This is a genomic window from Massilia sp. P1_C10 (assembly GCF_056406475.1).
This window is the reverse complement of sequence record NZ_JBFUAC010000007.1, coordinates 144640-169603: the sequence shown is the minus strand read 5'-3', so window position 1 is coordinate 169603 and position 24964 is coordinate 144640. Positions and strand designations below refer to the sequence as shown.

General features: G+C 66.2%; 20 protein-coding genes and 1 pseudogene. 14 read left to right on the top strand and 7 right to left on the bottom strand.

What is annotated here, in order from left to right; genetic code table 11:
- Positions 1-235 precede the first annotated feature (235 nt).
- Entirely contained in the window at positions 236-2539 is a 2304-nt protein-coding gene (locus tag AC1D02_RS16405; protein WP_477318734.1) for a TonB-dependent receptor, read from the top strand.
- Positions 2540-2593: 54 nt separating this feature from the next.
- Here the strand turns inward: AC1D02_RS16405 and AC1D02_RS16400 are convergent, their stop codons facing one another.
- Entirely contained in the window at positions 2594-3550 is a 957-nt protein-coding gene (locus AC1D02_RS16400) for a LysR family transcriptional regulator (RefSeq protein WP_477318732.1), read from the bottom strand.
- A gap of 192 nt (positions 3551-3742) precedes the next feature.
- Here AC1D02_RS16400 and AC1D02_RS16395 point away from each other — a divergent pair, with 192 nt between their 5' ends.
- The 12 genes and pseudogenes from AC1D02_RS16395 to AC1D02_RS16340 all read left to right on the top strand — a co-directional run bounded on the left by AC1D02_RS16395 (position 3743) and on the right by AC1D02_RS16340 (position 14919).
- Entirely contained in the window at positions 3743-4615 is an 873-nt protein-coding gene (locus AC1D02_RS16395; RefSeq protein ID WP_477318730.1) for an alpha/beta fold hydrolase, read from the top strand.
- Positions 4612-5376, top strand: coding sequence for a 3-oxoacyl-ACP reductase FabG (fabG, locus tag AC1D02_RS16390; protein WP_477318728.1), 765 nt, complete (start codon positions 4612-4614; stop codon positions 5374-5376). Before AC1D02_RS16395 ends, fabG begins: the two co-directional genes overlap by 4 nt.
- Positions 5377-5387: 11 nt before the next feature.
- Complete coding sequence (locus AC1D02_RS16385; protein WP_477318726.1) at positions 5388-6563, top strand: substrate-binding domain-containing protein; 1176 nt, start codon at positions 5388-5390, stop codon at positions 6561-6563.
- 1 nt (position 6564) lies between these two features.
- Complete coding sequence (locus tag AC1D02_RS16380; RefSeq protein WP_477318724.1) at positions 6565-7332, top strand: ABC transporter ATP-binding protein; 768 nt, start codon at positions 6565-6567, stop codon at positions 7330-7332.
- Positions 7325-8053, top strand: a complete 729-nt coding sequence (locus AC1D02_RS16375) for an ABC transporter ATP-binding protein (RefSeq protein WP_477318722.1) — start codon at positions 7325-7327, stop codon at positions 8051-8053. The genes AC1D02_RS16380 and AC1D02_RS16375 overlap by 8 nt, the downstream gene beginning before the upstream one ends.
- 10 nt (positions 8054-8063) lie before the next feature.
- Entirely contained in the window at positions 8064-9110 is a 1047-nt protein-coding gene (locus tag AC1D02_RS16370; protein ID WP_477318720.1) for a branched-chain amino acid ABC transporter permease, read from the top strand.
- Positions 9111-9118: 8 nt separating this feature from the next.
- Complete coding sequence (locus AC1D02_RS16365) at positions 9119-10186, top strand: branched-chain amino acid ABC transporter permease (protein WP_477318718.1); 1068 nt, start codon at positions 9119-9121, stop codon at positions 10184-10186.
- Between the two features lie 87 nt (positions 10187-10273).
- Positions 10274-10666: pseudogene (locus AC1D02_RS16360) on the top strand (GNAT family N-acetyltransferase); the annotation flags it as partial.
- Between the two features lie 69 nt (positions 10667-10735).
- Positions 10736-11404, top strand: coding sequence for a pyridoxamine 5'-phosphate oxidase family protein (locus AC1D02_RS16355; RefSeq protein WP_477318946.1), 669 nt, complete (start codon positions 10736-10738; stop codon positions 11402-11404).
- Positions 11405-11572: 168 nt separating this feature from the next.
- Positions 11573-12946 carry a cysteine--tRNA ligase gene (gene cysS, locus AC1D02_RS16350; RefSeq protein WP_477318716.1) on the top strand — a complete coding sequence of 458 codons (1374 nt, stop codon included), beginning with the start codon at positions 11573-11575 and terminating at the stop codon, positions 12944-12946.
- A 145-nt stretch (positions 12947-13091) separates the two neighbouring features.
- The gene (locus tag AC1D02_RS16345; protein WP_477318714.1) at positions 13092-13511 is read left to right on the top strand and encodes a post-PEP-CTERM-1 domain-containing protein; all 420 of its coding nucleotides are present in this window, start codon (positions 13092-13094) and stop codon (positions 13509-13511) included.
- Entirely contained in the window at positions 13498-14919 is a 1422-nt protein-coding gene (locus AC1D02_RS16340; protein WP_477318712.1) for a PA domain-containing protein, read from the top strand. Before AC1D02_RS16345 ends, AC1D02_RS16340 begins: the two co-directional genes overlap by 14 nt.
- 110 nt (positions 14920-15029) lie before the next feature.
- Here AC1D02_RS16340 and ppa read toward each other — a convergent pair whose 3' ends face one another.
- From ppa to hemC, 5 genes are all read right to left on the bottom strand, one after another.
- On the bottom strand, positions 15030-15566 hold the full coding sequence (ppa, locus tag AC1D02_RS16335; RefSeq protein ID WP_477318710.1) for an inorganic diphosphatase: 537 nt from the start codon (positions 15564-15566) through the stop codon (positions 15030-15032).
- A gap of 94 nt (positions 15567-15660) precedes the next feature.
- Complete coding sequence (locus AC1D02_RS16330) at positions 15661-16857, bottom strand: heme biosynthesis HemY N-terminal domain-containing protein (protein ID WP_477318708.1); 1197 nt, start codon at positions 16855-16857, stop codon at positions 15661-15663.
- Between the two features lie 3 nt (positions 16858-16860).
- Positions 16861-17976: a uroporphyrinogen-III C-methyltransferase gene (locus AC1D02_RS16325; RefSeq protein WP_477318706.1), complete on the bottom strand. Its 1116-nt coding sequence runs from the start codon at positions 17974-17976 to the stop codon at positions 16861-16863.
- Entirely contained in the window at positions 17973-18740 is a 768-nt protein-coding gene (locus tag AC1D02_RS16320) for a uroporphyrinogen-III synthase (protein ID WP_477318704.1), read from the bottom strand. Before AC1D02_RS16320 ends, AC1D02_RS16325 begins: the two co-directional genes overlap by 4 nt.
- Positions 18733-19713, bottom strand: a complete 981-nt coding sequence (gene hemC / locus AC1D02_RS16315) for a hydroxymethylbilane synthase (protein WP_477318702.1) — start codon at positions 19711-19713, stop codon at positions 18733-18735. The genes AC1D02_RS16320 and hemC overlap by 8 nt, the downstream gene beginning before the upstream one ends.
- A gap of 141 nt (positions 19714-19854) precedes the next feature.
- Here hemC and ppc point away from each other — a divergent pair, with 141 nt between their 5' ends.
- A complete protein-coding gene (ppc, locus tag AC1D02_RS16310; RefSeq protein WP_477318700.1) occupies positions 19855-22650 on the top strand; it encodes a phosphoenolpyruvate carboxylase in 2796 nt (931 codons plus the stop codon).
- A gap of 175 nt (positions 22651-22825) precedes the next feature.
- Here the strand turns inward: ppc and AC1D02_RS16305 are convergent, their stop codons facing one another.
- Positions 22826-24802: a methyl-accepting chemotaxis protein gene (locus AC1D02_RS16305; RefSeq protein ID WP_477318698.1), complete on the bottom strand. Its 1977-nt coding sequence runs from the start codon at positions 24800-24802 to the stop codon at positions 22826-22828.
- Positions 24803-24964 lie beyond the last annotated feature (162 nt).

The window sequence follows — 24964 nt, the reverse complement described above, 5'->3', positions numbered from 1 at the left end:
CCTTCGCTGCTACGACGCCACGCTAACTTGGCGTACCTGTTGCAATTTGGCTACGCCCTCTGCGCCGCTGCCATAGCCGGCGCCCTGCTGTGCAATTTTGCACACAGGCCGTGCAAGCCTCTGTCTTTAACTCGATCGTGAAACGCGGCACACTCCGTTGCAATGCGTATAAGCCCGCATACAAAAAAATAAACCCAAGGAGACTGTAATGCGTATGTCGAACAAACAGAGGACAATGCTGCGCCGATCCGTCGCAGCCATCATGGCGATTCCCGCCGTGTCATGGACCACGGCATACGCGCAAGTCACGACCGAAGAAAGCGCTACCCGCGAACTCGATAAAGTGGTGGTCACCGCGCGCCGCCGCACGGAACTGATCCAGGACGTGCCCGGCGCGGTCACCGCCTTCTCGGGCGCGCAGCTCGAAAAACAGGCGATCCCCGACCTCACCGCGATCGCCGATGCCACGCCGAGCACCACCCTGAAAAGCTCGCGCGGCACCAACACCACCCTCACCGCCTTTATCCGCGGCGTCGGCCAGCAGGACCCGGTCGCCGGCTACGAGCAAGGCGTCGGCATCTACCTCGACGACATCTACCTGGTTCGCCCGCAAGGCGCGCTGACCGACATCTACGACCTCGAACGCATCGAAGTGCTGCGCGGTCCGCAAGGCACGCTGTACGGCCGCAACACCATCGGCGGCGCGATCAAGTACGTCACCCGCAAGCTGGCGCCGCAAACCACCTTCAGCGCCAAGGCGACGATCGGCAACTACGGCGAGAAGGACCTGGTCCTCAAGGCCAGCACCCCGATCTCCGACATGATCCGCATCGGCGGCACCATCGGCACCTTCAACCGCGACGGCTTTGGCCACAACGTCATCACCGGCCAGGACAACTACAACAAGGAGATGCTGGCCGGCCGCCTGAGCGTGGAGTTCGCGCCGAGCAGCGACCTGTTCGTGCGCCTTGCGACCGACCGCACGGTCGACGATTCGCATCCGAAGCAAGGCTACCGCCTGACCCCGGGCCCGGCGCCGACCAACCTGCCGGTGCTCGCCGGCGATTACGACACGCGCGCCAACCTGAACGCCGTGAACGGCCACGCGCAGCAGGTGATCAACCAGGGCACCTCGCTGACCGCCGAATACCAGCTCAATCCGACCATGTCGGTGAAATCGATCACCGCTTACCGCAAGTCGAAATCCTACGCGCCGATCGACTTCGACTCGCTCAACACCGCGCTGTTCGAGGCGCCGACAATCTACGCCGACAACCAGACCAGCCAGGAATTCCAGCTGACCTACACCGGCGCCCGCGTGCAGGGCGTGGCCGGCGTGTTCTGGATGAAGTCCAACGCCTTCAACGAATTCGACGTGCTGTACAACGCGGCCGGCGGCCTGTCGCTGTACACCCGCGACGACATCGACACCAAGACCTGGGCCGCTTTCGCCGACGTCAGCTACAACGTGTCCGACACCTTCAACGTCAACGTCGGCGGCCGCTACACCGACGACGAGCGCCGCGCGACCATCTTCAAGAAGACCTACCTCGGCCTGACCGGTTCGCCGACCCTGGGCAACCCGGCTGCCGTCGGTGGCGTCGCCAACACCGACCTGGGACCGGATGCGCTGCATCGCACCGACACCAAATTCACGCCGAAGCTCGGATTCGGCTGGAAGATGGCGCCGGAGCATAACCTGTACGGCACCGCGTCGCAGGGCTTCAAGGGCGGCATGTACGACCCGCGCATGGACCTGGGCGGCAATCCGAACAGCGCCGCCTCGCTGATCAAGCGCCAGGGCGTCAATCCGGAGGAAGTCACTGCGTTCGAGCTGGGCGTCAAGTCGAGCATGAACGGCGGCACCCTGCAGACCAACGCCGCCGTGTTCTACACCAATTACAAGAATGTGCAGATCCCGGGTTCGATCCCGACCTTCGACGCGGCCGGCAACGTGAACGGCTTCGCCGGCTCGCTGACCAACGCCGGCAAGGCCAAGATCAAGGGCATCGAGCTTGAAATGGTGGCGCACGTGACCAGCGCGCTCAATATCAGCGGCATGTACAGCTACACCAACGCCAAGTACGACGAGTGGATGGTCGCCAGCGGCACTTCGCTGATCAACGTGGCGCCGTACGCCGAATTCCAGAACACGCCGAAGCACGCGGCCAACCTGTCGGCAACGTACGACCTGGCGATGCCGGTGATAGGCCATTCGGGCACGCTGTCGCTGATGGGCGGCGCTGCGTACAAGAGCAAGGTGTACCAGACCGAGTTCGTTCGCACCGGCGCCACGGCGGCACTCGATGCGACCGTGCCCGGCAACCTGATGCTGGCGCAGGATGGCTACACGCTGATCGACGCGGGCGTGGTCTGGACCAGCGGCGACCGCAAGCTGCAGGTCGGCCTGCACGGCCGCAACCTGACGGACAAGCGCTACAAGGTCGCGGGCTACAACTTCTCCGGCTTCTTCAACACGGTGACCACGTTCTACGGCGATCCGCGCACGGTGCGCCTGACCGTGGGCTACAAGTTCTGATTCAGGACTGTGGATGAAAAAAGTGCGCCGCGAGGCGCCCTTTGGCTTTTGGGGTCAGGTCCGACGGACCTGAACCCGCGTTTTTGTGGCGTGCTGCACGCCGCCATGGACGAACAGCTCCGGCTGCGCATCGGCGTACTCGCGCAGCAGGTTCCATACCGCCCTCACCCGCGGCAGCCGGTACAGGTCGACCGGCGCCACCATCCAGTACGCGCGCTCGGCGAACACCTCGTCCTGCAGGATCGGCACCAGCCGTCCATCGTCCGGAATCACGTACGGCGGCGCCATCATCAGCCCCAGCCCCGCGGCCGCCGCTTCGGCCTGCGCCATCATGCCGGTGCAGCACAGGCGCCGCCGCGGCGTGAATCCCAGCGCGTCGAGAAAATTGAGCTCGTTGCTCGCCAGCCGGTCCTGCACGTAATCGACGAAGTCGTGCTCGGCCAGGTCCGACTGCCGCGTGATCGGCGGATGGCGCGCCAGGTAGTCCGGCGAACCATATAAATACAGCCGGAACGACGCCAGCCGCGTCACCATGTAGCGCCCCGTGCTCGGCGCGTCCAGCGTCACTCCCAGGTCGGCCTCGCGGTTGGCCAGGTTGGCGAAGCGCGGCTGCACCAGCAGGTCGATCGACAGGTCGGGATGATCGGCCAGGAAGCGCGACAGCAGCGGCGTGATCACGCGCACGCCCAGCACCTCGGGCACGCCGAGCCGCACCACGCCGCGCACCTCGACCTGGTTGCCGGACAGCTGGTCCTGCGCCGCCAGCGCCGCGCTCTCCATCACTTCGGCGTGCGGCAGCAGCGCCAGTCCCATCTCGGTCAGCTCGTAGCCTTCGCGCGAACGGTCGAACAAGGTCGACCCCAGCTGCACTTCGAGCCGGTCGATGCGGCGCGCCACCGTGGTGTGCTCGACCTCCAGCCCGCGCGAGGCGCCGGACAGGGTGCCGGCGCGCGCCAGCTCGAGGAAATACCGCAGGTCTGTCCACTCGGGCAAGGTTTTCATGCGGCTCATTGTGCATCAGTGCACAGCACTAAGGCAATCGCTTCGTCGCTTTGACACGCGTGTTTCGTCATTGCGCCGCAGCACACGGGCGCACGCTGCCTGTGCATAAATGCACAAACGTTGGGCGGCCCTTGTCTTTCGGATGGCGGCCATTTGGCGCACACTCCAATTTAACGAGAAACCCATTTAAACGGGACGCATGTGGCCAACCACACCGAGACAAGCTTCAAGAGCACCGATGGACTGCGCCTTTTCGCGCGCGACTACGCGCCCGCCAGCGGCCCGGCGCGGCTGCCCGTCATCTGCATCCACGGCCTGACCCGCAATTCGGCCGACTTCGACGAACTGGCGCCATGGATCGCCGCCCAGGGCCGGCGCGTGCTGGCCGTCGACGTGCGCGGCCGCGGCGAGTCCGACCACGACCCCGACCCAAGCCACTACAACCTGATGGTCTACGCCGACGACATCGTCAAGCTGGCGCACGACCTGGGCATCGAACGCGCCGTCTTCGTCGGCACCTCGATGGGCGGCCTGATCACCATGACCCTGGCGATGCGCCACCTGCACCTGATCGGCGCGGCCGTCCTCAACGATGTCGGCCCGGCCCTGTCGCCGCGCGGCCTGCAGCGGATCGCCGGCTATGCGGGCAAGGTCGAGCCGATCGCCTCCTGGGAAGACGCCGCCGCGCAAATCCGCGCCATCAACGAAGTGGCCTTCCCCGACAACAGCGCCGACGACTGGTACAAGTGGGCGCGCCGCGCCTTCAGCGAGACCGCGCCGGGACAGTTCGCCATGCGCTACGACCCGGACATCGGCATCGCGATCCGCGAGGGCGCCGTCAAGCCAAGTTCGCTGCTGGCGCGCTTCGCTTTTCGCCGTCTGGCGCGCCGCCGCCCCACCCTGCTGATCCGCGGCGCGCTGTCCGACCTGGTCGAGCCGGAGCAGGTGGCGCTGATGCGCGCGTCGGCGCCGGCCATGCTGTACGCCGAAGTGCCCAACGTCGGCCACGCGCCGATGATGACGGAACCGGCCGCCCAGCTGGCGCTGCGCGACTTCCTCGGGAGCGTCGATTGAACGGCCACGGCACCTCGATGAACCTGGCCGGCAAGGTCGTCATCGTCACCGGCGGCGCGCAAGGCATCGGCCTGGCGATCGCCGAACGCTGCGCCGAAAACGGCGCCAGCGTCGCGGTCTGGGACTATCAGGCCGACGCCATCGCCGGCGCCCTGGAGCGCATCGCCGACCGCGCCCCGCGCGCGCAGGCGGCCGGCTTCATCGTCGACGTTTCCGACCTGGCCGCCGTGCACGACGCGGTCAAGGCCACGCTGGCGCGCTTCGGCCGCATCGACGGCCTGGTGAACAACGCCGGCGTGGTGGCCGACGCCCAGCTGACCAAAATGAGCGAGGCCCAATGGGACCGCGTCATCGACATCAACCTCAAGGGCGTGTTCAACTGCACCCGCGCCAGCGTCGACGCCCTGCTCTCGAGCGCCGGCGCCATCGTCAACATCTCGTCGATCGTCGGCCTGTCGGGTAATTTCGGCCAGACCAATTACGCCGCCGCCAAGGCCGGCGTGCTGGGCATGAGCCGCACCTGGGCGCGCGAACTGGGACGCAAGGGCGTGCGCAGCAACGCGATCTGCCCCGGCTTCATCGAAACGCCGATCCTGGCCAAGATGCCGCACCGCGTGGTCAACGAGATGGTGGCGCAAATTCCGCAAAAACGCATGGGACAGCCGAGGGAGATCGCCGCCGCGGCGGTGTTCCTGCTATCGTCCGAAGCGAGTTACATTAACGGCGCCACGCTCGAAGTCACGGGCGGCCTGACACTATGATGGAGACACGAATGAAAAAACTGCTGCCCCTGCTGGTCGCCGCCGCCTTCGCACCGGCCCTCGCATCCGCCGCCGACCTGAAGATTGCGCTCATCGCGGGCAAGACCGGCGCGCTCGAGCCGTATGCGAAGGAGACCGAGACCGGCTTCATGATGGGGCTCGAATACCTCACCGGCGGGAAGATGGAAATCGGCGGCCGCAAGCTCAAGGTCATCGTCAAGGACGACCAGAGCAAGCCTGACATGGGCCGCACCCTGCTGGCCGAGGCCTATGGCGACGACAAGGTCGACATCGCGGTCGGCACCAGTTCCTCCGGCTCGGCCATCGCGATGCTGCCGGTGGCGGCCGAATACAAGAAGGTGCTGGTGGTGGAGCCGGCGGTGGCCGATGCGATCACCGGCGACAAGTGGAACCGCTACGTTTTCCGTAGCGCCCGCAGCTCGATGCAGGATGCGATGGCCGCTGCCAGCATCGCGCCGAGCGGCAGCTACGCCTTCCTGGCGCAGGACTATGCGTTCGGCCGCGACGCCGTCAAGGCGGCCAGGGAAGCGCTGGTCGCGACCAGGAGCAAAGCCAAGGTCGTGCACGAGGAATACGCGCCGCAGGCCGCCACCGACTTCACCGCATCGGCGCAGCGCCTGTTCGACGCGCTCAAGGACAAGCCGCAGCCGCGCGTGCTGACCATCGTCTGGGCTGGTCCCAGCCCGATGAACAAGCTGGCCGACATGAAGCCCGAGCGCTACGGCATCACGCTGGCGCCGGGCGGGAACATCCTGCCGGTGATGAAGACCTGGAAAAACTTCGCCGGCACCGAGGGCACCATCTATTACTACTACGCCTTCCCGAAGAACAAAATGAACGACTGGCTGGTCGCGGAGCACACCAAGCGCTTCAGGGCGCCGCCCGACATGTTCACCGCCGGCGGTTTCGCCGCCGCCAGCGCGGTTGTGACGGCGCTGACCAAAGCCGGATCGGGCGATACCGAAAAGCTGATCGCGGCGATGGAAGGCATGGACTTCGAGACGCCCAAGGGCAAGATGACCTTCCGCAAGGAAGACCACCAGGCGCTGCAGCCGATGTACCACTTCCGCATCAAGAAGGACCAGAAGAGCGAGTGGGACCTGCTGGAACTGGTGCGCGAGATTCCGGCCAGCGCCATGCCCCTGCCGATCAGGAACAAGCGCTGACATGAGCGAACGCAGTCCATCGCTGTCGACCCGCGACCTGACGATCCGCTTCGGCGGGCACGTCGCGGTCGACCATGTCACGGCCGATTTCTATCCCGGCACGCTGACCGTGATCGTCGGCCCGAACGGCGCCGGCAAGACCACCTACTTCAACCTGATGTCGGGCCAGCTGGCGGCGACCGCGGGCAGCGTGCAATTCGGCGGCGCCGACGTGACCCGCTACGGCGCGGCGCATCGCACCCGGCTCGGCATCGGCCGCGCTTTCCAGCTCACCAACCTGTTCCCCAGCCTGTCGGTGATGGAGAACGTTCGGCTGGCGGTGCAGAGCCGCGCCGGCGTGGGCATGAACATGTTCTCGGTCTGGTCCGGCCACAAGGACCTGATCGGGCGCGCCGGCCACTACCTTGAACGCGTTGCCCTCGCCGGCAAGCGCGACATGCGGGTGGCCGCGCTGTCGCACGGCGACAAGCGCAAGCTCGAAGTGGCGATCCTGCTCGCACTGGAGCCGGCCGTGATGATGTTCGACGAGCCGACCGCCGGCATGAGCGTCGACGAGGTGCCGGTGGTGCTCGACCTGATCGCCCAGGTCAAGGAAGAACGCAACAAGACCATCCTGCTGGTCGAGCACAAGATGGACGTGGTGCGCCGGCTGGCCGACCGCATCGTCGTGCTGCACAACGGCGCGCTGGTCGCCGACGGCAATCCGGCCGAAGTGATGGCCTCGAAGATCGTGCAGGAAGCTTATCTGGGAACTCCCGAACATGCATGACAAGGATCCGATCCTGACGCTCTCCGGCGTCCACACCCACATCGGCGAATACCACATCCTGCAGGGCGTCGACCTGCTGGTGCCGCGCGGCGGCCTGTCGGTCCTGCTGGGCCGCAACGGCGCCGGCAAGACCACCACACTGCGCACCATCATGGGTCTGTGGCAGGCCAGCGCCGGCAGCGTGCAATTCGACGGCCGCGAGATCGGCAAACTGTCCACCCCCGGCATCGCGCAGGCCGGCATCGCCTACGTGCCCGAGTCGATGGCCGTGTTTTCCGACCTGACGGTGCGCGAGAACCTGCTGCTGGCGGCGCGCAGCGGGCCGCTCGACGACGCGCGCGTCGAATGGATCTTCGGCTTCTTCCCGGCGCTGAAAAAATTCTGGCACTACCCGGCCGGCAACCTGTCCGGCGGCCAGAAGCAGATGGTGGCGATTGCCCGCGCGATCGTCGAGCCGCGCAAGCTGCTGCTGGTGGACGAGCCGACCAAGGGCCTGGCGCCGGCCATCATCCAGAGCCTGATCGCCGCCTTCCGCGAACTGAAGGAAACCACCACCATCCTGCTGGTCGAACAGAATTTCAGCTTCGTCAAATCGCTCGGCGACACCGTGTCGGTGATGGACGACGGCCGCATCGTGCACACCGGCGCCATGCGCGACCTGGTCGAGGACGACGAACTGCAACAGCGCCTGCTCGGGCTCTCGCTCGACGCCCATCAATAGGACCCGCGACATGACTTCCGTTCTGCCTCCCACCCTGCCGCAGGGGATCCTGCCCGCCGCGCCCGACACCTCGCTGCCTGCGGCCAGGCGCGACATCGCGCCGCTGCTGCTGGTGCCCGCGCTGATGCTGGCGATGCTGCCGCTGGTCGGCAGCTTCCCGACCTGGGTCACGCTGACCGTCGCCGGCCTCGCGATGGGCATGATGATCTTCATCATGTCGAGCGGCCTGACGCTCGTGTTCGGCCTGATGGACGTGCTTAATTTCGGCCATGGCGCCTTTGTCGCCGTCGGCGCATATTCGGCGACGATGGTGCTGCTGCCGATGCACGGCTGGCTCGAAGCCGATTCGCTGCTGCTCAATCTCGGCGTGCTGGGGCTGGCGATGCTGGTCGCGATGGCCGTCACCGCGCTGCTCGGCTGGGCCTTCGAGCGCATCATCATCATGCCGGTGTACGGCCAGCACCTGAAGCAGATCCTGATCACGATGGGCGGCATGATCGTCGCCGAACAGCTGATCACCGTGATCTGGGGCGCCGACCATATCGCGCTGCCGCTGCCGACCAGCCTGCGCGGGGCCATCGTGCTGGGCGACGCGGCGATCGAAAAATACCGGCTGGTCGCGGTGGTGGTGGGCCTGGTGGTGTTCGCCGCCATGTTCCTGGTGCTGAACCGCACCAGGATCGGCCTCCTGATCCGCGCCGGCGTCGAAAACCGCGAGATGGTCGAAGCGCTGGGATACCGCGTGCGGCGCCTGTTCGTCGCCGTGTTCGCGGCCGGCTCCGCGCTGGCTGGCCTTGGCGGCGTGATGTGGGGCCTGTACAAGGAGACGCTGAGCGCGTCGATGGGCGGCGAAGTGATGGTGATGATCTTCATTGTCATCATCATCGGCGGCCTCGGATCGGTCGGCGGCTGCTTCATCGGCGCGCTGCTGATGGCGCTCGTCGCCAACTACGCCGGCTTCCTGGCGCCGAAGGTGGCGCTGGTGTCGAACATCGGCCTGATGATCGCCATCCTGCTGTGGCGGCCGGCCGGCCTGTTTTCCAACGCACGGCGCTAGGACTCGCAATGATCAACCGACTCTTTTCCGGCGACCTGCCGCGCAGCCGCATGCTGGCCGTGGCACTGGTCGCCGTGTTCCTCGGACTGGCGTTCGCGCCCTTCCTCACTTCCGGCGCGCGGCCGCTCAACACCGCCGCCACCATCTGCATCTACATCGTTCTGGTGGCCTCGTACGACCTGCTGATCGGGTACACCGGCATCGTCTCGTTCGCGCACACGATGTTCTTCGGGATCGGCGCGTACGGCGTCGGCCTGGGGCTGTCGAGCGAGGCCGGCGGCTGGAGCGGCGCGCTGGTCGGCCTCATAGCCGCGCTGGCGCTCACCATCGTGCTTGCGTTGATCGTCGGCCTGTTCGCGCTGCGCGTGCGCGCCATCTTTTACGCCATGATCACGCTTGCGGTGGCGTCGTCGTTCGCGGTGCTGGCGTCGCAGCTGTCCGACTTCACCGGCGGCGAGGACGGCAGGACCTTCAGTGCCCCCGAGCTGCTGTCGCCGGGTTTCCGCCTGATCGAAAACGAGATCGCCGGGCGCGCCATCGACGGCAAGCTGATTACTTACTACATCGTGTTCTTCGGCTGCCTGCTGCTGTTCCTGTTCCTGCTGCGGCTCGTGAATTCGCCGTTCGGGCGGGTGCTCGAAGCGATCCGCGAAAACGAATTCCGCGCCGAAGCGCTGGGCTACCGCACGGTGGTGTACCGGATCTGGGCCAACTGCCTGGCAGCGCTGGTGGCGGCGCTGGCAGGCGCGCTGATGGCGCTGTGGCTGCGCTATGTCGGGCCGAAGACCATGCTCGGCTTCGAGGTGATGACCGACATCCTGCTGATCGTCGTCATCGGCGGCATGGGCACGATGTACGGCGCGGTGATCGGCGCCGCCCTGTTCATCATCGCGCAGAACTACTTGAAAACGCTGATGTCGAGCAGCGCGCCGGCGCTGGAAGGCATTCCGTTCCTGTCCCAGGCGCTGCATCCGGACCGCTGGATGCTGTGGCTGGGCGTGCTGTTCGTCCTTTCGATCTACTTCTTCCCCACCGGGATCGTCGGCAAGCTGCGCGGCACCGTTCACGCCAAATAAGGGCGTGCCCCCCTCACATTTGCCCCGCAGTGACTTTGTGCGCGTTTTTCGGCTCCAGCCGCATGGTATCGTGACCACCTCGTCCCGATGATTGAAATAAAAATGCTTGACCAGCCACACACCGCTTTCCGCCGCGCCTCTGTCGCCGACATCCCCGCGATGTCGGTGATTCGCCTCTCCGTGAAAGAAAACGTCCTGTCCAGTCCAGGCCGCGTCACGGTCCAGATGTATGAGGACTTTCTTGAGAAAGACGGGCGTGGCTGGGTCGCGGAAGTGGAAGGCACGATCGCCGCATTCTGCTATGCGGACCGAAATGAGGCATCGATCTGGGCACTGTTCGTCAGCCCTGACCATGAAGGAAAAGGACTGGCCACACACCTGCTCAAGCTGGCTGTCGACTGGCTGTTTGGGCTAGGCCATCAATGCATCACACTTCAAACGTCGCCCGACACAAGGGCTGATCGCTTCTACGCGCGGCAAGGCTGGCGGCGCGGATCCGTTCAGGGAACCCAGGTCGAATACAGGCTGGAACGCCCCGTATCGACCGGGATGAACAAGGAACCGATATCGCTGCCTGCTGCCTCCGCGGCTTCGCATCCCGAACATCATCGCGTCACGAGCGTCGAGCAACTTGCGGCGTTGTTCGACCAGGTGGCGCCGGCATCCTATTTGAAGCAGGTGTCCTTCATTCACCCGCACTACCGCGCAATGATCGAAGCGTCGCCCTTCGCTGTTCTCGCCACGAGCGGACCCGATGGCCTCGATGCCTCTCCCCGCGGGGACTTTCCGGGTTTCGTCGTGGTCGAAGACGGAAGAACACTCCTGCTGCCTGAGCGCAGGGGCAACAACCGTGCGGACAGCCTCCACAACATTATTTCGGATCCGAGGGTCGCATTGCTATTCCTGATTCCTGGCGTCGGCGAAACGCTGCGCGTCAATGGCAAGGCAAGCATCGTCATCGCGCCCGAAATGCTGAAGCGGTTCGCTGTCGATGGCCGCGAGCCGAAGTGCGTCATCTCCATCGCCGTCGACACGGTGTTCTTCCAATGCGGCCGTGCGATCCTGCGTTCGAAGTTGTGGGACTTGACGCCTGCGGGCAAGCGCCCCGACACCGTGCCATCAGCCGGCACTATCCTGGCCGCCCTGAGCGAGGGGCACATCGATCGCGAGACCTATGACCGTGCTGCTCCGGCACGACAACTCGATACGCTGTATTAGGCTGAAGTCCGCCATGCTACAATCAAAAAATGCACAAGACACCCTTCCACTTTTCAGCATGTCGCAGCAGGCCATAGAAGCCTGCTGATCGCGCTCCCTACATCCTCAGTTTTCTATCGGCCACAGTGAGAATCTTCTCCTGTGGCCTTTTTGCTTTTTGGAGCCCGCATGGATTTGAAGCTTTACGATACCTACGAACGAAGGCTGCGTCCTTTCGAGCCGCTCGAAGCCGGCCGCGCGGGACTCTACGCCTGCGGACCGACGGTCTACGATTACGCCCATATCGGCAACCTGCGCACCTACCTGTTCGGCGACACCTTGCGACGCATTCTCGCGTTGAACGGCTACGCCGTCACGCATGTGATCAACATCACCGACGTCGGCCACCTCACCTCGGATGGCGACACCGGCGAGGACAAGATGGAAAAGGGAAGCCGGCGCACCAATCAGTCTGCATGGGAGATCGCCGAGTTCTATACCAAGGCCTTCAAGCAGGATCTCGCGCACCTGCACATCCTGGCGCCGAGCATTTGGGCGCGGGCGACCGACCACATTCCCGAGCAGATCGCGTTCATCGCCGAAATCGAGCGCAAGGGGTTTGCGTATCGCACCGCGGACGGCATCTACTTCGACACGCAGCGTCTCGATCGCTACGGCCACCTGGCGCGGCTGAACATCGCCGGCCAGCAGGCTGGGCATCGCGTCGACGTCGGCGACAAGCGCTCGCCCACCGACTTCGCGCTGTGGAAATTCAGCGGCGCCGAGCAGCGCCAGATGGAATGGGACAGTCCGTGGGGTCGCGGCTTCCCGGGCTGGCATATCGAGTGCTCCGCCATGTCGACCCGCTACCTGGGCGCGCTGTTCGACATTCACATCGGCGGCGAGGACCACATCCCGGTTCATCACTCCAACGAGATCGCGCAGCACGAGGCATGCCATGACCATCCGCCGGCGCGTTACTGGCTGCACGGGGCGTTCCTGAAGCTGGAAGGCGGCGACAAGATGTCCAAATCCGACGGCGGCTTCCTGCGGCTCGCGACGCTGATGGAACGGGGCTTCGATCCCATGGCCTACCGCTATCTCGTGCTGTCCGCGCACTATCGCTCGCCGCTCGCGTTTTCATGGGACGCGCTCGACGCCGCGCAGACCGCGCTTGGCCGCTTGCGCCAGGCGCATTACCGGCTACCCGATGGAGGGCAACCCGATCCGGGATACCAGCGGGCCATGCTGGCGCAGCTCAATCAGGATCTGAACACCGCCAAAGCCCTCGCGCTGATGTGGGAGGTATTGAAGTCCGCGCTGCCCGGCGATGTGCAAAGGGCGACGGTGAGCTGGCTCGACCAGGCGCTCGGCCTCGGTGTGGATGACTGGACACCGGTGCTGCACTCGGTTCCCGAGCAGGTGCAAACCATGATCCTTGCGCGCGAGCAGGCGCGAACGGAGAAACGTTGGGCAGACGCGGACGGCTACCGTTTGTCTATCGAGGCAGCGGGATTCTCGGTGCGCGATTCGCCCGCGGGCACGGTCGCGGAACCGCTATAGAGGCACAGGTCCGCGGGACAGCCCCCGGACCGAACTCATCAGTCTCTGAATTTCATTAAACCGATATCAATGTTCCTTGTCGTTCGATCCATATGATGGAACGAGAAAGCGCCGACACGCGCCAACTCGAACGAAAGACCATGCCATGAACACGTCGAAAACTTCGCTGGCGGCCGCGCTGCTTGCCGCCCTCGCCGCGCCGCTCGCGCACGCGGCGGAACCCGTACCGCAGCAGAACCCGGAAGGTGTCGTCGCAAGCGCGCAGGAAGGAATGGTGATTGCGCGCGACCGCGAGACCGGCAAACTGCGCAACGCCACCCCGGCTGAAGTGAAGGTGCTTAGGGCGCAGGAATCACGCCGTAAGCTGATGATGCGCCAGCCCGAACCAGCGCCCGTTGTGATCCGCAAGGACGGCACCCTGCACAAGCACCTGGGCGAGCAATCGATGGTGTACGCGGTCGTCACCCGCGACGGTTCCGGCAAGGTCGGCATGCGGTGCGTAGAGGGCGCGGACGCCGCCGACGCCGCGCTCGCGAGCAAGGAGCATCGCCATGACGACCGCTAAGCGCATCGCACTGGCCCTGGCGCTGGCTTGCGGCTTCGCCGCCGGCGCCCAGGCCGCGGCGACCATCACGATCACCAACACGAATGCCGCCGGCGAAGGATTCAACGATCCGACACCGGCGGCGCCGGTCGGCGGCAACGCCGGCACGACACTCGGGCAGCAGCGCCTGATCGCGTTCCAGCACGCGGCCGACATCTGGGGCGCGACGCTGACCAGCGGCGTGGCGATCCGGGTGGCGGCGTCGTTCGAAGCGCTGTCGTGCACCGCAGACAGCGCCGTGCTCGGATCGGCCGGCGCCAACGACGTCTACTCGGACTTCCCCGGCGCGCTCAGGCCCGGCACCTGGTATCCGGCTTCCCTGGCTTCGAAGCTGGCCGGCGTCGACCAGTCCGCGCCCACCGAGCCGCACATCGTTGCCCGCTTCAATTCGCGGCTCGGCCTGTTCGCCGACTGCATGCCGGGATCCGGCTTTTACCTGGGCCTCGACGCCAGGGCCGGCAGCCAGATCGACCTGGTCACCGTGCTGCTGCACGAGCTGGGGCACGGCCTGGGCTTTCAGACCTTTACCGACGCCCAGACGGGCGAGCCGATGCATGCCCTCCCCTCGGTGTGGGATCACTATTTGCTCGACAACCGCAGCAACAAGACCTGGGCCGCGATGAACAACGCCGAGCGTGCAGCGTCCGCGGTCAGCGGGAATGGCTTGTCGTGGAATGGCGCCGGCGTCACCGCAGCCGTGCCGACAACGCTGTCGGCGATATCGATGCTGATGGTGAGCGGCGCCTCGGCCGGACCAGCCGCCGGTATCTACCAGGTCGGCGACGCGTCGTTCGGGCCGCCGCTGGGAGGCACGCCAGTCGTCGGGCAGCTGATGCCGGTGGTCGACCAGGGAGCCGCGACCGGCCTTGCGTGCACTCCGCTCAACGAAGCCAATCAACTGGCGGTGCGCGGCAACATCGCGCTGGTCGACCGCGGCAGCTGCGGATTCGTCGACAAGGCGAAGGTCGTGCAGGCTGCGGGGGCGATCGGCATGGTCGTGGCGGACAATGAGCCGGCCGAGGTGTCGGGGCTGGGCGGCACGGATCCCGGTATCCTGATTCCCTCCGTGCGCGTGTCGCAGGCGTCGGGCGTCAGGCTGAAGGCGGCGCTCGCGGGCAGGACGCCCACAACGTCGGGAGTGGTCGCCAGCCTGGGCGTCAATCCGGCGCAACTGGCCGGCGCCGATGGTGCGAGCCGCATCCGGATGTACACGCCGGCCGAGTACTCGCCCGGATCGACGGTGTCGCACTTTACGACAGACGCGCGGCATAACCAGCTGATGGAACCGGCGATCAACGGCGACCTGTCGCACGCGGTGACGGCGCCGGCAGACCTGACTTTCTCGCTGCTGAAGGACATCGGCTGGTAAACGACAAAGGGGCCGGATGCGTCGGCATCCGGCCCCTTGTTACGGCTTACTCTTATTCAGCATGGGTTCCTGCATTCGCGGGAACGACATCCCAAAAAGTGCGCGACTTTTTACTTGGCCTGCGCGTTGAACGCCGCCACGCCAGCCACGATCTCGGCCTTCGCATCGTCCGGACCGCCCCAGCCTTCGACCTTGACCCACTTGCCCGGCTCCAGGTCCTTGTAGTGCTCGAAGAAGTGCTGGATCTGCTGCAGCCGCAAGTCCTGCATGTCTTCCGGCTTCTGCCAGTGGCTGTAGATCGGCAGGATCTTGTCGACCGGGACCGCCAGCACCTTGGCGTCGCCGCCGGCTTCGTCGGTCATCTTCAGCACGCCGATCGCGCGGCAGCGCACCACCACGCCAGGAATCAGCGGGAACGGCGTGATCACCAGCACGTCGCACGGGTCGCCGTCGTCGGCGATCGTGTTCGGCACGTAGCCGTAGTTGCACGGATAGTGCATCGCGGTGCCCATGAAACGGTCGACGAAAATCGCGCCGGACTCTTTGTCCACTTCGTACTTGATCGGATCGGCGTTCATCGGGATTTCAATGATGACGTTGAAATCGTTCGGCACGTCGCGGCCGGCGGAGACTTTGTTCAAACTCATGGGGATTCCTCGTTGCGGATTGGTGTTGATGCGTGATTATAGCGGAAGATGGCGGCCACTTGTGCGGCGCAGCAGAGCGCGCCGCACACTCAGGCTAGAGGATGCTGGCGAGCGCGCACTGGCGGAAATGGGCGGCCGCTTCGTCGTGCTGGCCCAGCGCTTCATGCATCTGCGCCAGCTTCAGGTGCGACTCGCGCACCATGCGCGGCTCCGACGCGTCCGACAGGGCCTGCTCCAGGTAGCGCTGGGCCTTGCCCCACAGTTTCTGCTTCAGGCACAGCGAGCCGAGGGTCAGCGCCAGTTCGGCGTCGTTCGGACGCTGCTTGATCCACTGCTCGCAGTTTTCGATCTGCGCCAGCAGCGCCGGTGTGCCGGCCGGCGCCGCCGCTTCGCGGTAGGCACGCACGACGCGGTCGTCCCACTCCGCGCGCAACGCTTCCTCCACCGTGGCGCGCGCCTCGTCGTGCAGCCCGCGCGCGCTCAGCGCGGTGGCCGCGTGCGCGGCGATGTAAGGCTTGATGCGGTCGGCCGCCGGCACCGTCGCCCACACGCGCTGGATCGATTCGGCGTCGTGCGAGTTATCCGACAGCAGCGCGTCGTAGGCCAGCTCGCGCAGCCGCGCCGACAGCGCCGGGTGCAGCGCCTTGTGCTTGTCGAGCGAACGCACCAGGCGCAGCACCTCGGGCCAGTTCTTGGCCTGCTGGTGCGCCTTCATCGACCACTGCAGCGCGTGGATGTGGCGCGTGCCGCTGGCATTGAGTTCGGCCACCGCCTCGAGCGCCGCTTCCGGCTGGTGGTCGTCGACCAGCAGCTCGGTCACCGTCATCAGGCGCGCCGTCTTCAGGCTGGCATCGTTCGCCGTGGTGGACAGCCAGTTGTCGCGGCGCGCCGGCTCGCGCATGCGGTGCGCCGCGCGGGCGCCGATCAGCGCGGCCAGGCCGGCGTTTTCAGGCAGTTCGGCGGCGCGCGCGGCGGCCTTCTCGGCATGGCCGAAGCGGCCTTCGAACAGCGCCTTGAGCGCGTCGCGCAGGCCCTTGTTGCCGTCCCGTTCGCGCTTGCGCGCGCGGTAGGCGGCCACCCGCGCCGGCATGCTGGTGGTGGCGTTGAACGCGCGCACCAGCGCATACACCAGCATGAACAGCAGCACCTCGAGCACGAAGAACAGATTGAGCGACATGTCGATCGCGTTCGCGCCATAGGCCAGCGAGACGTTACCGGGATTGAAACGCGCCGTGACCGCGATGCCCACCGCGACCGCCATGAGCGCAACTAACCAGAGAAGAAGGCGCATGGTTTAAGGCTTCGCTTTGTAGGTACGCACTGCGTTGAGACTGTCGTTCAGCGTAGGCATCTCGATCACCAGGTTATTGCTCTGTACCTGGCGCAGCGTCGCCTGCACCGACTGGGTCGAGCGCGCGCGCGTGTCGAAATACTTGGCCAGCGCGGCCTGCGCGGTGACCAGGTCGTTGCGGAAGGCTTCTTCATTGCGCGACAGCAGGGCCAGGCGCGCGTTCAGCAGGCGCAGCTTCAGGTTCTCGCGCATGAAGTAGGCCTGCTCCGGCGACAGCATCAGCGCGTCGGGCGTGCCGACGGTGCGAATGCGCAGCAGCTGGCGCATCTCGCCCCACATCTCGCTGGTCCAGCCGCTCCACGCCTGCTGCAGGCGCGACGAGAACGCGGGCGGCTGCGCCGGCGCGCCGGCCTTGCCTGCCTTGGCCGACGACGCGCGCGCCAGTTCGGACGGCGCCAGCGTCTTGAATTCGGAGAGCATCGGCAGCGTGTCGATTTCGCCGATCACGGTATCGATGCGCAGGGCCAGGCCGGCCACGTCCACTCCCGGCAGCGCCTTCAGCTTGTCGGTGTCCTTGGCGATCGCGCGGCGGATGGTGATGAACTGCGGCTTGTCGCTGCGCGACAGCGAACGGTCGGCGTTGGCCAGCGCGATCAGCGCGCCCTGCACGTTGCCGGCCAGTTGCAGCTGCTGGCTGGCGGTCGACAGCACCTGCTCGATTTCGGCCAGCGCCCACTCGTCGCGGTTCTTCGACAGGTCCTGGTACAGCGCTTCGAGCGCCACCTGCTGGCTCTGCGCCTCGTTCTGGCGCCCTTCCAGCGCGGCGACCTTGGACTGCAGTTCCTTGTTCTGCTCCGACACCTGGCGCGCCAGCGCGATCGTCTCGTTATTGGTCGCTTCGCCCTTCTGCAGGCTGCGCGCCATTTCCTGGCGCAGGTGGCCGAAGCGTGTGTGGGTCGACCACGCCAGCGCGGCGATCAGCAGCAGCAACACGATCGCCACTTTCGACAGCGGACGCTGAAGCAGTTCGGTGAAGCTCTCTTCCGCGGGCTTTGCGGCGGGCGCCGGCACGGGAGCGGGGGCCGGATTTTGTTCTGGTAATGTAGGCAATTCGTTCATGCTCGTGATTGTAACGCGGCAAGCAGGGCGGCGTCGCCTGATCCCGCGAGGGTGATTCGGGTGAGGCCAAGCGAGGCCGCCGTTTCAGCGATTCGGGCGTGCGGCACGATCAGTTGCTGTTGTTGCATTTTTTCCACAGCGGCCTCGCCGCCCATTTGCGCCACCAGCGCCAGCAGCCCGCGCAGCGCCTCGGAACTGGTGATGATCCAGTCGTTGCGGCGCGCCAGCAGGCGGTTCAAGGTCGCTTCCAGTTCCGGCGTCAGGTCCGGCACGCGGCGCCGGTAGGCCGCCACCGTCGTGACTTCGGCGCCGGCCGCGCGCAAGCCCTCGCCTATCAGTTCGCGCCCGGTCTCCCCGCGCACGATCAGCACCTTCCTGCCCGCCAGCGCGGCCGGGTCGATCGCGCGCAGCAGGTGTTCGGAGTCGCTCGCCGCGCCCTGGGGACTGTAGATGATGGCGTTGGCGTCGTCGACGCCGTGGCTGGCCAGGCACGCGCGGCTGGTCTCGCCCAGCACCGCCAGCGCCACGCCGTCCGGCCAGCGCGCGATGTGCGCGAACGCGGCGTCGATCGCGTTGGGCGACACGAAGGCCACCATCGCGTAATCGGCCACGCCGTCCAGCGCGCGCTTGAGCGCCGACTGGTCGGCCAGCGGATGGATCTCCAGCAGCGGCAGCAGCTCGGCCTCGAAGCCCAGCGCCGCGACGCGGGCAGCCAGCTCCTCGCCCTGCGCGCGCGGGCGCGTGATCACCACCGGATCAGGCATCGGCGGCGTCCGCCTGCGCCTTGCACTCGGCCAGGATCGCGTGCGCGTCCTGCGCCTGCAGCAGCTCCGACACTTGCTTGCCCAGCGCTTCGGGCGCATCGGCCGGGCCGCTCGCTTCGGCGCTGGCGACGCGCTTGCCGTCGGGCGTGGCGACCATCGCGCGCAGCCGCATCTGGCCGCCGTCGACGGTGGCGAAGGCTGCCAGCGGAATCTGGCAGCTGCCGCCGAACACCTTCGACACGGTGCGTTCGGCCGTCACGGCCTGCGAGGTGGCGCTGTGGTTCAACGGCGCCAGCACGGCGCGCAGGTCGATGTCGGTGCGGCCGGAGACGATCTCGATCGCCATCGCGCCCTGCCCGGCGGCCGGCAGGCTGTGCTCGGCCGACATCAGCGCGCGGATGCGCTCCGGCAGGCCGAGACGCTTGAGGCCCGCGGCGGCCAGGATGATCGCCGCGTAGTCGCCGCGATCGAGCTTTCCCAGGCGGGTGTCGAGGTTGCCGCGCAGGGGCTTGATGACCAGGTGAGGATAGCGCGCCGCGATCAGCGACTGGCGCCGCAGGCTGCTGGTGCCGACCACGGCGCCGGCCGGCAGTTCATCCAGGCTGGCGTAGTCGTTCGAGACAAAGGCGTCGCGCGGATCTTCGCGCTCCATCACGGCGGCCAGCTCGAAGCCCGCGGGCAGGTCCATCGGCACGTCCTTGAGCGAATGGACCGCCAGGTCGGCGCGGCCCTCGGCCATCGCCACTTCCAGTTCCTTGACGAACAAGCCCTTGCCGCCTACCTTGGACAGGGTGCGGTCGAGGATCTGGTCGCCGCGCGTCGTCATGCCGAGAATCTGAATGCTGCACTGCGGATATAATAAAGACAATTGGGCGCGCACGTGCTCGGCCTGCCACATGGCCAGCCGGCTCTCGCGCGACGCGATGATCAGGGTCGCCGGCTGCTGCTTCTGCTGCAATTCAGTTGCGTTCAAAACGGATTCTTTCGCTGTCGTATGCCCCACCCCGGCGATGCCAGTAATCGGGCCATGGTTAAGATCACAAATTTTATCATGCCGCCCCTACGCAGAACCTGGCCATAAGCCTTTGCATTCACTTTTACTTTTATGGTCGATATGCTCAATTCAGCTGCTACAGATACCCCGCAAGGCGCCGACAAGGACGCCCCTCTCAAGGAAGACATCCGCCTGCTCGGCCGCCTGCTCGGCGACGTGCTGCGCGACCAGGAAGGCGAAGCCGTGTTCGACGTGGTCGAAACGATCCGCCAGACCGCGGTGCGCTTTCGCCGCACCGACGACGCCGAAGCGGGCGTCGAACTGACCTCGCTGCTCAAGAAGCTGACGCGCGAGCAGACCATTTCGGTGGTGCGCGCGTTCTCCTACTTCTCGCACCTGGCCAACATCGCCGAGGACCAGCATCACATCCGCCGCCGCCGCGCCCACCTGCTGGCCGGCTCCAGGCCGCAACAAGGCAGCGTCGGCTTCGCGCTCGACAAGCTCAAGGCCGCAGGCGTTGCGGCTGGCACCGTGCAGGGTTTCTTCCGCGACGCCCTGATCGTGCCGGTGCTGACCGCGCACCCAACCGAAGTGCAGCGCAAGTCCATCCTCGACGCCGAGCACGACATCGCGCGCCTGCTGGCCGAACGCGACATGCCGCTGACGCCGAAGGAGCAGAAGGCCAACCTGGCGCTGCTGCAGTCGCGCATCGCCACGCTGTGGCAGACCCGCATGCTGCGCTACTCGAAACTGACGGTGGCCGACGAAATCGACAACGCCCTGTCCTACTACCGCATCACCTTCCTGCGCGAGCTGCCCGCGCTGTACGACGACATCGAGGACGAACTGGGCGCGCACTTCGGCACCAGGCCGGCCGCGCTGGCCGGCACCTCCTACGTCCAGATGGGCAGCTGGATCGGCGGCGACCGCGACGGCAACCCCAATGTCAACGCCGAGACGATGCAGCAGGCGCTGGTCAAGCACGCCACCACGATCCTCGACTTCTACCTCGACGAAGTACACGCGCTGGGCGCCGAGCTGTCGATTTCGACCCTGATGGTGAGCGTCGATTCGGCGCTGCAGGCGCTGGCCGACGGCTCGCCCGACCAGTCGCCGCACCGCAGCGACGAGCCGTACCGGCGCGCCCTGATCGGCATCTACGCGCGGCTCGCTTCGACCGCGCGCGCGCTGGGCGCCAACAACATCCTGCGCAAGGAAGTCGGCCACGCCGACGCCTATCGCGACGCCGCCGAATTCTCGGCCGACCTGAAGACCATCGCCGACTCGCTGCAGCACCACCACGGCGCCACGCTGGCGCACCCGCGGCTGGCGCATTTGCAGCGCGCCGCCGAGATCTTCGGCTTCCATCTCGCTTCGCTTGACATGCGTCAGACTTCCGACGTTCACGAGCGCGTTCTGGCCGAACTTTTCGAGCGCGCGGGAGTCGAACCATCATATGGTTCGATCAGCGAAGAGAAGAAGGTGGAATTGCTGCTGGCCGAACTGAATCAACCCCGCCTGCTGTTCTCCCCGTACACGCCCTACTCCGACGAGACCAACACCGAGCTGGCGATTCTGCGCGCGGCGAAGGACATCCGCCAGCGCTACGGCGTGCGCGCGATCCGCAACTACATCATCTCGCACACCGAGACGGTCTCCGACCTGCTCGAAGTGCTGCTGCTGCAGAAGGAAACCGGGCTGCTGCGGCCGTCCGCGCTGGAACTCGACGCGATGGTCATTCCGCTGTTCGAGACGATTCCCGACCTGCAGCGCGCGGCCGGCATCATGCGCGAGTGGATGGCGCTGCCGCTGGTGAAGCAGCTGATCGAGCGCCAGGGGCAGCTGCAGGAAGTCATGCTCGGCTACTCCGATTCGAACAAGGACGGCGGCTTCCTTACGTCCAACTGGGAGCTGTACAAGGCCGAAATCGACCTGGTCAAGGTGTTCGCCGACGCCAAGGTCAGGATCCGCCTGTTCCATGGCCGCGGCGGCACGGTCGGCCGCGGCGGCGGACCAAGCTACGAAGCGATCCTGGCGCAGCCGCGCGGCACGGTCAACGGCCAGATCCGACTGACCGAACAGGGCGAGATCATCGCGTCGAAGTTTTCGAACGCCGAGATCGGGCGGCGCAACCTGGAGCTGCTGGTGGCGGCGACGCTCGAAGCGAGCCTGATGCCGGCGGCCGGCAGCGGCGACCTGTCGACCTTCGAAACCGTGATGGCCGACCTGTCCGGGCGCGCCTACAAGGCCTACCGCAACCTGGTGTACGACACGCCCGGCTTCACCGACTACTTCTTCGCCGCGACGCCGATCGCCGAAATCGCCGAACTCAATCTCGGCTCGCGGCCGGCTTCGCGCAAGGCGTCGCGCCGGATCGAAGACCTGCGCGCAATTCCGTGGGGCTTCTCGTGGGGCCAGTGCCGGCTGCTGCTGCCTGGCTGGTACGGCTTCGGGTCGGCGATCGGCGAGTGGATCGCCGAAGGGCCGCAGGAAGAACGCGTCGCCACGCTGCAGGCGATGTACCGCGAGTGGCCGTTCTTCGCCACGCTGCTGTCGAACATGGACATGGTGCTGGCCAAGACCGACCTGGCAATCGCGTCGCGTTACGCCGAGCTGGTGCCGGACGCGGCACTGCGCGAGCGCATCTTCACGCGCATCGCCGCCGAACATGGCAACTGCCTGCGCTGCCTCGAGACCATCACCGGCGCGCATGAACGGCTGGCGGGCAACCCGCTGCTGGCGCGTTCAATCCAGAACCGGTTTGCGTATCTGGATCCGCTGAACCACCTGCAGGTCGAGCTGATCCAGCGCCACCGCGCGCTGGCGGCGGGACCGCTCGATGTCGACAACCGCGTGCATCGCGGGATTCACCTGTCGATCAACGGCGTTGCGGCGGGCTTGCGCAACACCGGATAGCGCGCCCCCAGTCCCAGACGGGTCGGGACAAAAAAAACCGCGGGCCAACCTGGGCCGCGGTTTTTTTATTCAGTACAGAGGCGAAGCTGGATGATTCACGTTCCGCCGACCAAGGGCTGGGGTCAGGTCCGACGGACCTGACCCCGGTTTTGGCGGCGGCGGGAACCGAAGTCGATTAGAACTCCTCCCACTGGTCGGCTTCGGCCTTCGCCAGCTTCGCGGCAGCCGTGCGCGGCGCCGCGATCGCCTTCGGCTTTGCCGCCGCTTTGGCGATCGGCGTCACGCTCGCAGCCGCACGGGCGGCTACCGGCGCCTTGGCGGTTTCTTCCAGCTTGAACACGCTGACCACTTCGGCCAGGCGCGCCGATTGCTCCTGCAGCGACGATGCCGCCGCCGCCGCTTCTTCCACCAGCGCGGCGTTTTGCTGCGTGGCGTTGTCCATCTCGGCGATCGACTGGTTGACCTGGCCGATGCCCTGGCTCTGCTCGTTGCTGGCCGCGGCGATCTCGCCCATCAGGTCGGCCACGCGCTGCACCGAGTTGACGATCTCGGTCATCGTCGCGCCGGCCGTGTCGACCAGGCGGCTGCCCGCTTCGACCTTCTCGACCGAATCGACGATCAGCGTCTTGATCTCTTTCGCGGCGCCGGCCGAGCGCTGAGCCAGGTTGCGCACTTCGGTGGCGACGACCGCGAAGCCGCGGCCCTGCTCGCCGGCGCGCGCCGCTTCGACCGCGGCGTTCAGCGCGAGGATGTTGGTCTGGAAGGCGATGCCGTCGATGACGCCGATGATGTCGGCGATCTTGCGCGAGCTGTCGGTGATCGAGCCCATCGTGGTGACGACTTCGCCGACCACCGCGCCGCCCTTGACCGCATGGCCGCTGGCCGACATCACCAGCTGGTTGGCCTGGCGCGCGTTCTCGGCGTTCTGCTTGACGGTCGACGTCAGTTCTTCCATTGCGGCGGCCGTCTCTTCCAGGCTCGACGCCTGCGCTTCGGTGCGGCTCGACAGGTCGAAATTGCCCTCGGCGATTTCACGCGAAGCCAGCGCGATGGTCTGGGTGCTGCCGCGCACATCGCTGATGGTGCCGTTCAGCGACGACACGAAGCGGTTGAACGCATCGGCCAGCGCGCCGACTTCGTCGCGGCTCTCGACCGGCATGCGGCGCGTCAGGTCGCCCTCGCCGTCGGCGATTTCGCCCAGCATGGTGGCGGCGCGCGCCACCGGTGCGGCGATGGCGCGGCTGACCAGGAAGATCACGAACAGGCTCACGCCGCCGCCGACCAGGCCGGCGATCAGGGCGGTGATCGAGGCCGAGCGCACGACGTCGCCCAGCACTTCGGCTTCCGGCACTTCGGCCACCACATACAGGTTCAGCTCCGGCACGAACGTCGACGCGACGATTTGCGTGCCGCCCTGCGACTGGTAGGAGGTGTGGGCGAACCGGGCGCCGCCCAGCAGCTTGGCGCTGACCGCCTCGCCGATGCCCGGCAGGTCCTTCATCAGGTGCTTGCCGTCGGCCAGCGCGGCGTCGCGGTGCACCAGCACGGCGCCGTCGGCGCGCACCAGGTAGACGAACCCGGATTTGCCGACCTTGTAGGCGCTGACCGAATTGGCCATGGCATCGACGGACAGCCCAAGGCCGGCCGCACCGAGCTTGCCGGCGCCGGCGTCGACGCGGGCGTTAATGAACATCATCATGACCTTGGTGGTGACGTCGCGCTGCAGGTTCAGCTCGTAGGCCTTGCCGCTGGCGAGGAAGGCCGGCAGCCACTGGTCGGCGGGCGCGGTCCTGGTCAGGGTGCGGTCGAAGCCCTTCTCGGTGAAAAACTTGCCTGTGGACTCGGACGCCCAGAACACCGTGGCGGCCTTGTTGACCGACTTGACCTTCTCCGCGTACGCGGTCCACGCGGTCACGCCCGCCTCATCGAGGCCGCCCGCTTCCCAGCCCTGCAGGAAGGTGTTGTTGGCCACGCCGAGCGAGGCCGCGGTCGGCAGCGCGATCTGGCGCAGGATGTCGTTGCGGATCTCGCCGACAACGGCCGGCAGCTCCTGCTCGACCACGCGGGTGCGCAGGCCCTTTCCGGTCAGGGTAATACTGAGCGTTGCGGAAATGGCAAGGAACAGCAACAGGCAAGCAGCCATGCTGAGCATGAGCTTTTTCTTGATCGACGAATTGCGGAGGAATGGGACAACCACGGGAGACTTTCTGAAGAGATAGCGGGAGGGAACGGGGCAAAGAAAATTGCCACACGGCATGTTCCAACGAAGCGGAATGGCCGTCAACGAAAAATCGTCCTGGACGCCGATTTCGAC